This is a genomic window from Candidatus Nanopelagicales bacterium, from assembly GCA_041393815.1.
GTDB lineage: Bacteria > Actinomycetota > Actinomycetes > S36-B12 > JAWKJK01 > JAWKJK01.
Genome location: JAWKJK010000001.1, coordinates 42,249 through 53,342, shown reverse-complemented (window position 1 = coordinate 53,342; position 11,094 = coordinate 42,249). Strand labels below are relative to the sequence as shown.

Annotated in this window: 12 protein-coding genes and 1 riboswitch; of the genes, 4 read left to right on the top strand and 8 right to left on the bottom strand. The window is 75.4% G+C overall.

Annotated features, from left to right (window positions below; all coding sequences use genetic code 11):
• Positions 1 to 13 precede the first annotated feature (13 nt).
• On the bottom strand, positions 14 to 970 hold the full coding sequence (locus R2737_00225) for an NAD(P)-dependent alcohol dehydrogenase (GenBank protein ID MEZ5114662.1): 957 nt from the start codon (positions 968 to 970) through the stop codon (positions 14 to 16).
• Positions 971 to 1,054: 84 nt separating this feature from the next.
• On the opposite strand from R2737_00225, the gene R2737_00220 reads away from it, so the two are divergent.
• Positions 1,055 to 1,753 (top strand): TetR/AcrR family transcriptional regulator, encoded by a 699-nt coding sequence (locus tag R2737_00220; protein MEZ5114661.1) that lies wholly within the window; start codon positions 1,055 to 1,057, stop codon positions 1,751 to 1,753.
• The gene (locus tag R2737_00215; protein ID MEZ5114660.1) at positions 1,750 to 2,511 is read left to right on the top strand and encodes a hypothetical protein; all 762 of its coding nucleotides are present in this window, start codon (positions 1,750 to 1,752) and stop codon (positions 2,509 to 2,511) included. The genes R2737_00220 and R2737_00215 overlap by 4 nt, the downstream gene beginning before the upstream one ends.
• Positions 2,512 to 2,541: 30 nt before the next feature.
• Here R2737_00215 and R2737_00210 read toward each other — a convergent pair whose 3' ends face one another.
• The 6 genes from R2737_00210 to R2737_00185 form a co-directional block, all read right to left on the bottom strand.
• The gene (locus tag R2737_00210) at positions 2,542 to 3,888 is read right to left on the bottom strand and encodes an amidohydrolase family protein (protein ID MEZ5114659.1); all 1,347 of its coding nucleotides are present in this window, start codon (positions 3,886 to 3,888) and stop codon (positions 2,542 to 2,544) included.
• Entirely contained in the window at positions 3,885 to 4,310 is a 426-nt protein-coding gene (locus R2737_00205; protein ID MEZ5114658.1) for a cupin domain-containing protein, read from the bottom strand. Before R2737_00205 ends, R2737_00210 begins: the two co-directional genes overlap by 4 nt.
• A 25-nt stretch (positions 4,311 to 4,335) precedes the next feature.
• The gene (locus tag R2737_00200) at positions 4,336 to 5,379 is read right to left on the bottom strand and encodes an HD domain-containing protein (GenBank protein MEZ5114657.1); all 1,044 of its coding nucleotides are present in this window, start codon (positions 5,377 to 5,379) and stop codon (positions 4,336 to 4,338) included.
• A complete protein-coding gene (locus tag R2737_00195) occupies positions 5,376 to 5,864 on the bottom strand; it encodes a hypothetical protein (GenBank protein ID MEZ5114656.1) in 489 nt (162 codons plus the stop codon). Before R2737_00195 ends, R2737_00200 begins: the two co-directional genes overlap by 4 nt.
• Before the next feature lie 15 nt (positions 5,865 to 5,879).
• Positions 5,880 to 5,998, bottom strand: a riboswitch (SAM riboswitch).
• A 58-nt stretch (positions 5,999 to 6,056) separates the two neighbouring features.
• Positions 6,057 to 7,316 (bottom strand): hypothetical protein, encoded by a 1,260-nt coding sequence (locus tag R2737_00190; GenBank protein ID MEZ5114655.1) that lies wholly within the window; start codon positions 7,314 to 7,316, stop codon positions 6,057 to 6,059.
• 130 nt (positions 7,317 to 7,446) lie between these two features.
• Positions 7,447 to 8,454 (bottom strand): NAD-dependent epimerase/dehydratase family protein, encoded by a 1,008-nt coding sequence (locus R2737_00185; GenBank protein MEZ5114654.1) that lies wholly within the window; start codon positions 8,452 to 8,454, stop codon positions 7,447 to 7,449.
• A 114-nt stretch (positions 8,455 to 8,568) separates the two neighbouring features.
• On the opposite strand from R2737_00185, the gene R2737_00180 reads away from it, so the two are divergent.
• Together R2737_00180 and R2737_00175 are read left to right on the top strand one after the other, a co-directional pair.
• Positions 8,569 to 9,252, top strand: a complete 684-nt coding sequence (locus R2737_00180) for a TetR/AcrR family transcriptional regulator (GenBank protein MEZ5114653.1) — start codon at positions 8,569 to 8,571, stop codon at positions 9,250 to 9,252.
• A gap of 67 nt (positions 9,253 to 9,319) precedes the next feature.
• Positions 9,320 to 10,285 (top strand): pirin-like C-terminal cupin domain-containing protein, encoded by a 966-nt coding sequence (locus tag R2737_00175; protein ID MEZ5114652.1) that lies wholly within the window; start codon positions 9,320 to 9,322, stop codon positions 10,283 to 10,285.
• Between the two features lie 14 nt (positions 10,286 to 10,299).
• Here the strand turns inward: R2737_00175 and R2737_00170 are convergent, their stop codons facing one another.
• A complete protein-coding gene (locus R2737_00170; protein ID MEZ5114651.1) occupies positions 10,300 to 11,061 on the bottom strand; it encodes an SDR family oxidoreductase in 762 nt (253 codons plus the stop codon).
• Positions 11,062 to 11,094 lie beyond the last annotated feature (33 nt).

Here is an 11,094-nt window from a genome sequence, read left to right as displayed (position 1 = left end):
ATCGAGGGACCGGCTACCCCTCGACCACCTGGACCACCGTCTTGCCGCGGGCATGGCCGTCGATGAGGTGCTGCAACGCCTTCGGCGCGTCGTCCAGCGGCAGGACCCGGTCGATGACGGGCGTCACCGTTCCCTCGTCGATCATCGTCGCCAGGGTGGCGAGGTCCGCGGCCGTCGACCGGGCCAGGAAGACGGTCACCTGCGAGCGGTGCAGGACCGACGACGCCGCTGCAGCGACGACCCGCGACATCCGCCCGGTCGAGGCGACGTACCGGCCGGTCGGGGAGAGGACGCGGCGGCAGGCACGGACCGGCTGGCTGCCGGCGAGGTCGAGGATCACGTCGTAGCGGGTCGACCCCGCGGTGAAGTCCTCCCGGGTGTAGTCGACCACGTGGTCGGCTCCGAGGGACGTCATCAGGTCCACCGCGTCCGAGCGCACGACCCCGGTCACCTCGGCACCCAGGGCCGAGCCGATCTGCACGGCGAACGTCCCCACGCCGCCGGCCGCGCCGTTGACCAGCAGCTGGCCGCCGGCCGTCAGCCGCCCGGCGTCGCGCAGTCCCTGCAGCGCGGTCACGCCCGCCAGCGGGACGGCGGCCGACTCGACGAACCCCGCCCGGGTCGGCGCGGCCGCGAGCCGGTCGGCCGGCATCAGCACGTACTCCGCGAGGGAGCCGAAGTCGGCCTCGCCGTACACCGCGTCCCCGACCTGCCACGTCGTCACGCCCGGGCCGAGCTCGGCGACCTCCCCGGCGACGTCGCGGCCGAGCACGCGGTGCCGCGGCCTGAGGATGCCGGACATGGGCCGGGTGACCCACGGCGTCCCGGCGAGGAAGAAGCGGTCGGCCGGGTTGACCGAGGCCGCGTGCACCCGGACGAGCACCTGGCCCTGCGCCGGCACCGGCCGCGGCAGCTCCGCCAGCCGCAGCACCTCCGGGCCGCCGAACCGGTCCCGCACGATCGCTCGCATGACGACTCCCTGCTTACGCTGTAAGTTCCGGCTGCGTCCACCGTGCCACTTACGATGTAAGTACGTCAACCCCCCGGAGAGCCCGTGACCGCCCCGACGACCCGGACCCGCGTCCCCCTCACCCGCGAGCGGGTGCTGCGCGCGGCCGTGGCGATCGCCGATGCCGAGGGCCTGGCCGCCCTGTCGATGCGCCGGCTCGGGCGTGAGGTCGGGGTCGAGGCGATGTCGCTGTACAACCACATCGCGAGCAAGGACGACCTGCTCGGCGGCGTGGCCGACCTCGTCGCGGCCGAGTTCGAGGTGCCCGAGTCCGGCAGCGAGTGGCGCGAGGGGCTGCGGCGCAGCGCGCACTCCACGCACGAGGTCCTGCTGCGGCACCCGTGGGCCGCCGCCCTGCTCGAGTCGCGACCGGACCCCGGCCCGGACCGGCTGCGCTACCTCAACGCCGTGCTGGGAACCATGCGCCGCAACGGTTTCCCCGTCGAGGTCGCCTACCACGCGTTCCGCATCCTCGACAGCTACGTGTACGGCTACACCCTGCAGGAGGTCGCCTGGCCGTTCGAGGAGTCGGACATGTCCGACGTCGCGGCGGACATGCTCGCCCGGCCGGAGCTGGACGCGTTCCCGCACCTCACCGAGATGGGGAGGTACGTCCGCGACGGTGGCCACGACCCCGCGGCCGACTTCGACGTCGGGCTCGACCTGGTGCTGGACGGACTGGACCGGATGCGCGCGGCGGCCCGCGCCGGCACGACGGGCCGACGGGGGCGCGCAGCCCGATGACCGGCACGCACATGGGCGACTGGCCGGCGACGCCGTACCCCGGCCGCAGACCCGACGTGAGCGTGCTCGTCGATCCGGCGGGCCGCGTCCACTCCGTGGCCTCGGACCCCTCCGGGCCCGGCCGGTGGCGCACGGAGCACGGCGACCTCGACGACCATCTCGCCGCTGAGGGGGCGGCTCCCCTGGCCGAGCGTGTCCCGGTGCTCGCGTACGGCTCCAACGCGTCCCCCGGCAAGATCGCGCAGATGTCCCACCCGGACGAAGCCGGCCTCCCCCTGCCTGCGGTGCTGCTGCGTGCCCGCGCCCATGGCCTGGCCGCGGCGTGGGCGGACGGGCGGCGGGCCCGCGACGGCGCGGTCCCCGCGACCCTGGTCGCGTCGCCCGGCCGGGTCGAGTGGATGGCCGTGCTCATGGTGGCCGCGGACCAGTGGCCCGCCCTGGACCGGGTCGAGGGCCGCGGCGCCCGGCCGGAGTCCCGCTACCGGCTGATGCGGGTCACCGCGGGGACCGTGGAGCTGGTCGACGGCACCGTGCTCGACCCGGTCTGGGCCTATGTGGGCAGCGCGCCGTCCCGCCGCCCCGCGGTCGGACCCGACGGTCGGGCGGTGCTGATGGCGGACGCCCCCGCGCCGCTCCCCGCCGGCGAGTCCGGCACCACCGCGCGCGTCGAGTCGTCGGGTGCTGACGCCGCCGCGAAGCGGCTGGGCGACTGGTGGCCGGATGACGCTGTGCCCGAACCGGTTCCCCGCGCCCGGTAGCCGTGGTCGGGTGCGGTTCCGGCGCGCGGCTCAGCCGCGGCCCGCGGCGGCCTGGACCATCGGTCCCAGCGCCCGCGCCGCGGCCAGCACCGACGGCAGGTCCAGCGTGGTGAGCCGACGATCGGCGAGCACCGCCCGACCGTCGACCCAGACCGACCGCACGTCGGCGCGGGACGCGGCGTAGACCACCGCCGAGGTCGGATCCGGGCACGGGGTCAGGGCCGGGGAGTCGCCGTCCAGCAGCAGCAGGTCGGCCTGCTTGCCCACCTCCACCGACCCCACCCGGTCGGCGATGCCGAGCGCCGCCGCGCCGCCCGCCGTCCCCGCCCGCAGGACCGTCGAGGCGGGCATCCGGGCGGCGTCACCGACGTATGCCGGGTCCACCACCGCCGCCAGCCGGAGCGCACGGAACAGGTCGAGGTCGTTGCTGCTCGCCGCGCCGTCGGTCCCGAGCGCCAGGGTGACCCCGGCGGCGGCCAGCGTGGACGTGCGGCAGAACCCGGACGCCAGCTTCAGGTTCGACGCCGGGCAATGCACGACGACGGACCCGGCGGCGGCGATGCGCGCGACCTCGTCGTCGGTCAGCACCACCGCGTGGGCCATCGTCAGCTGCGGATCCAGCAGCCCGGCGCCCTCCAGCACGTCGATCGGGGTCCCGCCGAACCGATGCCGTACGTCGGCGACCTCGGCCGCGTTCTCCGCGGCGTGGATGTGCACGCGCGCGTCGTAGCGGCGGGCCAGCAGGCCGATCTCGGCCAGCTGCCCGGGGTCCAGCAGGTAGGTGCTGTGCGGCATCAGCCAGCGCGGGCCGTCCGTGGCGGCGAGGTCCGCCTCCGCCCAGCGCATCCGGTCGGCGAAGGTGCGCCCGTCCGGGCCCGGCGGTCCGACCAGCACGGGGCCCGCATGCAGCCGGAAACCGCTGCGGGAGGCCACGTTCCGCGCCGCCTCGTGGAAGAAGTACATGTCCAGTGCCGCGGTGGACCCGGCCAGGAACGACTCCGCCACCGCCAGCTCGACCCCGGTCGTGACCGTGTCCCGCGACAGCACCGCGGACTCCGCGGGGACCACCACGCCGAGGAACGCCTGCAGGTCCCGGTCGTCGGCGAGCCCGCGGAACAGCGTCATGGCCAGGTGGGTGTGGGCGTTGACCAGGCCGGGCAGCAGGATCCCGCCGCGCGCGTCGACGGTCTCCGCGGCCGCCACCGCGGACGCGGCCTCGGCGGTGGGGCCGACCCAGGCGATCCGACCGTCGCTGACGGCGACGGCGCCGTCCTCGACGACCCGGTCGTGGGGGTCGACGGTCACCACGGTCGCGTGCGCGATCAGCAGGTCCACCGGCCGCTGCGTGGCGGGGCGCGGATCGTGCAGCGGGGTCACCACGACGGCTCCCACCCCGGCGGAGCCAGCTCGTAGCCCGGTTCCCACCAGCCCGGGGCCATCGAGCAGCCCACCAGGCTCCAGTCCCCCGTCGTCTGCGCGGACTGCCACACCCCGGGCGGGACCAGCTGCTGGACCCGCTGACCCGACAGCACGTCCGGCCCGAGCACGACCTCCTCGGACCCCACCCGCAGCAGCAGCGGGTCGCCGGCGTGGAAGTGCCAGTCCTCGACCACGTCGACGCGGTGCCAGGCGGCGGACTCGCCGCGGGCGAGCAGGTAGACGATCGCGGTGCCCACGGGACGCCCGTCCTCGTCCGGCTCACCGAGCCAGGTCTGCGCCCACCAGCCGCCCTCGACGTGCGGCTGCAGGCCGAGTCTGTCGATCAGCGCGCGCACCTGCGGCGCCACCTCGTCGGGCACCGTCGCACCCTACCCATGGGACCGGTCAGCGGACCCGGTCCACCGAGCGGCCGTCCTCGAGGTAGCGCGGGCGCTTCCCCTTCCGCAGCGCGGCCCTCACCCGTCGACGCACCGGTCCGCTCAGCAGCGGGAGCGCCCCACGCACCGGGAGCAGCCGGTGCTCGCAGACCTCCTCCGGCTGCAGCGCGATCGCGGCCAGCGCGTCGTCGTCGTACGTCCCGAGGTCAAACAGGAAGCGCAGCCCGCCCGGGCGGCCGGGCCGGGGCGGCCGGAAGTCCACGCACACCAGCCGACCCCGGCGGGCCTCCAGCGCGGTCTCCTCGCGCACCTCCCGCACGCACGCCTGCCACGGGGTCTCGCCGTCGTCCTCGACGATGCCGCCGGGGATTGTCCAGCCCTTCTTGTACGTGGGGTTCAGCACCAGCAGCCGGCCGGCCCGGTCCCACACCAGCGCGCCGGCGGACGCCGGGATGCGCGGCAGCCGGTCGAGGTCGTCCACCGCGGCCCGCAGGCGTGCGGTGAGCACCTCCGGGACCCCACGCTGCTCGAACGCCGCCAGGCAGTCGGCGTAGTAGCGCACGATCTGCCCCGGCGTGGCGTTGAACCGTGCCCACGCGCCCGGGTCCAGCCGAACGTCCACCGCCGTCGCGCTGGCGTTGTGCGCCTTGTCCGCTGCGGCGACGAGAAGCACCTCGTCGCTGACGTGCGGGTCCCGCAGGTGGGCCACGTACCGCGCCTTGCGCTGCGGCCACGGCTCCTTGGCGCCGGGCTCCTCGGTCAGGCTGTCGCTGCACCCCTCGACGACGGCGGCGACCCGCTCGCCGAAGCGGTCCCGGATGTCGGCCAGTCTCGGTCGACCGCCGTGGTCCTCCGCGGCGTCGTGCAGCAGCGCCGCCACCGCCGCGTCCTCGTCGCCGCCGGCCTCGAGGACCAGCGCCGCGACCGCGAGCAGGTGCGATGCGTAGGGCACGTCGGTGCCCTTGCGCCGCTGCGCGGAGTGCACCGCGGTGGCGTAGTCGACCGCGGCCACGAACCGCGGCCCCAGCGTGGTGCCCGTCGGCTCCGTCATGCAGTCCCCTCTCCCTCCGGTGGCGGGCAGGGCCGCCACTGCGCCAGGTCCCGGCACGGGTACCACAGCCGCCCGCCCAGGCTCACCAGGTTGTGCTCGTGCAGTCCCACGACCAGCCGGGGCCGCGCGATCAGCTCCAGCGCCAGCAGCGACGGGTCGTGCAGGCGCCACACCTCCTCGACACCGGTGTCCTCCAGCACCACCTGCACGTCCAGCCCGGCGACCTCGAGGACCCGCACCGGCACGGCCGGGGTCCGCAGGCCGAGCTTGGCCTGGATCCAGTGCACGTGGTGGCCGGGCCAGTAGTACGGGCAGGCGGACGTCAGGTCGTCCCGCTCCGGCTCGTGCTCCCAGTCCGGGTCGTCCGGGTGCTCCGGGTCGAGCACCGCCCGGACCGCGGATCCGCTGGTCCGGAACACGAACACCTCGTCGTCGTACCCGCTCGTCCCGCCCGCCACGTCGTCGTACGTCCTGTTGTCGCCCACGGCGCACCGCCCTCGTGCTCGCCCTTCCCCGCGCCGGCCGGCGGCGGGGCGGATCTTCCTCCGGGGGCACCGTGCGCGAGTCGGCGCGGTTGCCCGGCAGCCAGCCGGAGGGCTTGGCGCTGCCTGTCTGGATCCACCGACCACGGTACGCCGACGGTCCGACACCGGCGAGCGGGATCCGGGCGCGCCGGGTCAGGCGGCGTCGTCGGGGTGCTCGACCCAGGCGCTGAAGACGGGCACGCCGTGCCAGGGCCCGGGTCCGGTCGCGACGGCGCAGACCGCGTATGGGCGGCCGAAGCGCGCGACCAGCGTCCGGCTGGGGACCTCGCGCAGCCGCTTCGGCGGGGCGCCGCGGGCCAGCCCGATCGCGCTGACCGCGGCCGCCTCGAACCCCTCGCGGGTGAATGCGGCGTATGCGGACTGGCGCGCGGCCGCGGCGTACGGCCCGCCCTCGGGCGGGAGCAAGCCGGTCAGGGCAGCGACCGCCTCGTCGATGCCGTACGCCGAGCCGTCGCCGGGCAGCAGGTCGAGGTCGGTGGTCGCGGACCAGGCCGGGAGCCGGGCGGAGGCGTCGACGACACGGTCCCGGTCATCGTCGCCGGTGAGCTGGGCGGTGCCCGTCTCGACCGTCCAGCCCGGCCCCGCGGAAGGCGCGTCGAAGGGGTCGACCTCGACGGCCGGCCCGCCCCCGGCGGCCACGAGCCGGGCGACGTCCAGCGCGGCGGCGTGCACGTCGGCAGGCGTGGCGTCCGGGGGTCCGAGGACGTTCACGACGGCCAGCCCGCTGCCGTCCGCCGTCGGCGTCGGCTGCGCGACGTGCGCGGCCAGCAGGCCGAGGTCCGTCGCGGCGAGCAGGGTGCGCTGGCCGTCCCGGTACGCGGTCGTCAGCGCCGAGGCGACCAGGTCCTCGAACGGCCCGGCCAGCTCGGCAGCGGGCACGGTGCCGAGGGGGCGGGACCAGGACACCCGGGTCGCCAGCGCATTGGCCAGCACGAGGACGGTGAGCGGGTCCAGCGCGAGCGGGAACGCCGGGACCATCCCGTCGGTGGCCTCGGCCGCCCAGGCGTCCGCGTCGCGCTGGGACGGGATCGGGCCGGTCGTCGCGGAACCGAGGGTCGCGCGGAAGGCGGCGAGCCGCTCGGTCTCCACGTCCGGGGCGGTCCACAGCGCGGCGCTGGCCCGGACCAGCGGGTGCGGGTCGGCCAGCAGGCCCAGCGCCACCGCCGCCGCCTGGCTCCCTCCCGTGACCGAGTCGCCGCGGGGACCGGCGGCCCCGGCGTCCAGGGTCATCGCCCGGAGCAGCCAGGCGCCTAGCGGCGACACGACCGCGTGGCCGGGCGGGATCCGCGCCAGGAAGGTGCGCGCGTACGCCGTCACCGCCTCCGCGGCGGACCCGGGGCCGGCGGCGGACGGGGTGTCGGGATCGTCTGGACCGGCGGCGTCGTGGCTCACCCGCCCACTGTGCCCTCCCCGCCCCCGCCGCGCGGCCCGGTCCCCGCATCCCCCGCGCCCCCCACCCGCGGCCGAATGAGTCTGGGCGTTGCTTGTGAGCCCGATTCCGGGCTCCAAGCGACGCCCGGACTCATTCCGTCGCAGTAGTGCGGGCGGGGGCCGCGGCGGCCGCGGAGGCGGGGGTGTGGGCGTTCCGGTACCAGGACACCGAGGTCGCGACGGCCTCGGGCAGCGGGGTGTCCTGGTACTGCGGGAACGCGGCCCGGAACCGGGAGTCGTCGACCACGAAGGGCTGCGTCCACTGGTAGCCGATGGCCAGCATCTCCCGCGAGATCGCGTGGAACGGGGCCGCGAGCCGCAGCATGGTCGTGGACAGCTTCCCGGTCGGCAGCGGCTCGGGCAGCGCGGCGTTGACCAGGGCGAGGAACTCCCGGCCGGTGACCGCGGGCCGGTGCGGCAGCACCCACACCCGGCCGGCGGCCTCCGGCGTGGTGCCGAGCAGGACGTACGCCCGGGCCACGTCGGGCAGGTACGCGACGGAGTGCGGCTGGTCCAGGCTGCCGGCCCACCGCAGCCGCTTGCCCTGTGCCGCCGGCTCGATGGCGAGGGCGGTGACACCGGAGTTGTCGGCGCGCGGCCCGAGGTAGTCCGACGCCCGGCCGATCACGACCCGGATGCGCCCGGAGTCGTGCTCCGCCATCAGCTCCGCGGTCATCCTGCGCCGCACCTCGCCCTTGCGGTCGGTGGCCCGCTCCGGGGTGTCCTCGCTCATCGGGCTGGCGCCGGGCCCGTAGCCGTACAGGTTGTCCACCATGACGAGAGTCGCGCCGTCGGGGGTCGCGCCGAGGACGCTGCGCAGCATCCCGGGGAACTCCTGCGGCCAGCGGTGGTAGGCCGGCTGCGCGGCCAGGTACACCACGTCGGCAGCCGCGAGCGCGCGCGCCGCACCGTCGGGTGTGGTGATGTCCGCGGCCATCCGCTCCACCCCGTCCGGCAGGTCGGCGTCGCCCCCTCGGTTGACCGCCCGCACCCGCAGCCCGGCCTCGTGCAGCGCCCGGGCGATCGCGTTGCCGGCGCCGCCGGAGGCGCCGAGGACGACGTGCAGGGTGCCGGTGGGCTGTGGTGACGTTCCGGTCATGGCGGGCTCCTCGGGAGACAGTGCGGGTGCGAACACTGTGTGCAGTATTGCGAACAGTGTTCGCACTGTCAACAGTGTTTGCAATTGAGACCCGGACCCGGCACGCTGGTCCCCATGCCGACGACCACCCGACGGGCGCAACAGCGCGAGTCCACCCGCGACGAGATCAAGCGCGCGGCCCTCGAGCAGGTCGCCACGGAGGGGGCCGGCGCGCTGTCGATCCGAGGCGTCGCCCGGGCGATCGGGATGAGCCCCGCCGGGCTGTACCGCTACTACGACGGGCTGGACGACCTGCTCACCGAGCTCATCGCGGACGCGTACAACGACCTCGCCGACGCCGTCGCGGCCCTGACCGCCCGCCCCGGCCCGGCACTGCCGCGGCTGCGGGCCGGCATGCTCGCCTACCGGCGCTGGGCGCTGGACAACCCGCACCGCTTCCTGCTGGTGTTCGGCACCCCGATCCCCGGCTACGCGGCGCCGGAGGGCGGCCCCACGGTCCAGGCCAACCAGCGCATCGGGGAGGCATTCCTGCTGCCGCTGGTCGACGGCTGGCGGGACGGCGAGGTGGACCTGCCGGCGCCCCGGCGCCGCCCGACACCGGGGGAGCGCGCCTTCGCCGAGCAGGCCGGCCCGGGCTTCCCCCCGCAGGCCGTCGGGACCTTCCTCAGCGCCTGGGCGCACTTCCACGGCATGGTCACCCTGGAGGTGCTCGGCCAGCTGGACTGGGTCTACCCCGACGCCCGTCCCTGGTACGAGGCCGAGGTGGACCGGATGCTCGACGGCTGGCGCAGGGAATGACCGGACGTGCGGCGGCGTTAGTTGAATGCGAAACTAAATGCCGACCCGGCAGCCCGAGGAGGACCCCATGCCCGCCGTCACCGTCGACACCCTCACCCTGCCCCGCGTCAGCTCCGTCCCCGACGCCCGGCCGCGGAAGGTCGTCTCGGTGACCACCGCGCCCGGCGGCTTCGAGGGGGAGGGCTTCCCCGTGCGACGCGCCTTCGCCGGGGTCTCCCCCGCGGCGCTGGACCCGTTCATCCACATGGACCAGATGGGCGAGGTCGAGTACGCGCCGGGTGAGCCGAAGGGCACCGCGTGGCACCCGCACCGCGGGTTCGAGACGTTCACGTACCTCATCGACGGGCGGTTCGTCCACCAGGACTCGAACGGCGGCGGTGGCACCATCGAACCCGGCGGCACCTCGTACATGACCGCCGGCGACGGGATCCTGCACATCGAGACCCCGCCGGAGCAGTTGGTCTTGTCCGGTGGCCTGTTCCACGGCCTGCAGCTGTGGATCAACCTGCCGCGCGAGAAGAAGCGGATCGCGCCGCAGTACCAGGACCTGCAGGGCGAGGCCCTGGGGCTGGTGTCGTCCGCCGACGGGGGCGCCCTGATGCGGGTGCTGGCCGGCTCGGTCGACGGACACGACGGCCCCGGCATCTCGCACACGCCCCTGGCCATCACGCACATCACCGTCTCGCCCGGCGCCCGGTTCGACCTGCCGTGGCCGCGCGAGTTCAACGCCCTCGGCTACGTGCTCGCCGGCAGCGGCACCGTGGGCGACGAGGGCCGGCCGATCCGCACCGGACAGCTCGCGCTGTTCGGGCCCGGGGACACGGTGGTCATGGCCGCCGACCCGGTGCAGGAGTCGCGGTCGCCGAACCTCGAGGTCTTCCTCATCGGCGGCGTCCCGCTGCGCGAGCCGGTCGCCCACTACGGCCCGTTCGTGATGTCGACGCGCGAGGAGCTCATCGAGGCCTTCGAGGACTTCCAGGCCGGCCGCCTCGGCACGGTCCCGGCCGGGGCGATCCAGCCCTTCCGCGCCTGAGTCGCTGCGCCGAGTCACATCCGCAGGTACGACGCCCCGTTGAGGTCGAGCACCGCGCCGGTGGCCCACTGCGCCTCCGCCGAGGCCAGGTAGACCACCGCCGCGGCGACCTCCTCGGGGGCCGCCACCCGGTTGAGCGGGCTCTCCGCCCGCCGCCCCGCACCAGCCTCGCCCTCGAGCGACTCCGCCGCCATCTCGGTGTCGACCCATCCGGGTGCCACGGTAGTGACCGCGATTCCATACTGTCCCAACGACTTCGCCAGGGACTGGCCGAGAGCGACGATCGCGGCCTTGCTCGCGCCGTACGCCGGACTGTTGGGCTCGCCGCGCCACGCACCGCGCGAGCCCACGTTGATGACCCGGCCCGAACCGTCCCGTGGCAGGTGCCGCAGCGCGCACCAGGTCACGTTCGCGGCACCGACCAGATTGACGCCCAGGGTGTCCGCCCACGCGCGCTGCCACTCCTCGTACGTGGTGTCGTCGATGCGGTGGTGGTGGAAGACCCCGGCGTTGTTGACCACGACGTCGAGCCCGCCGAGCGCCTCCGCCGCCTCGTCGACCATGGCGCGCACGGCGTCGGCGTCCCGCAGGTCGGCCCGCACCACTACGTGACCGCGTCCGGGCAGCGCCGCACGGACCTCCTCGGCCCGGTCGGGATTCGCGCTGCAGTGCACGGCTACCGTGTCGCCCAGCCCGGCGAAGGCCCGGCAGACCGCCGCGCCCACGCCACGCGACCCGCCCGTCACCAGCACCCGCCGAGCCCGCGACACCGTCATGCGCCCCATCCTCCCCGGTGCCGGGCGCTGGCG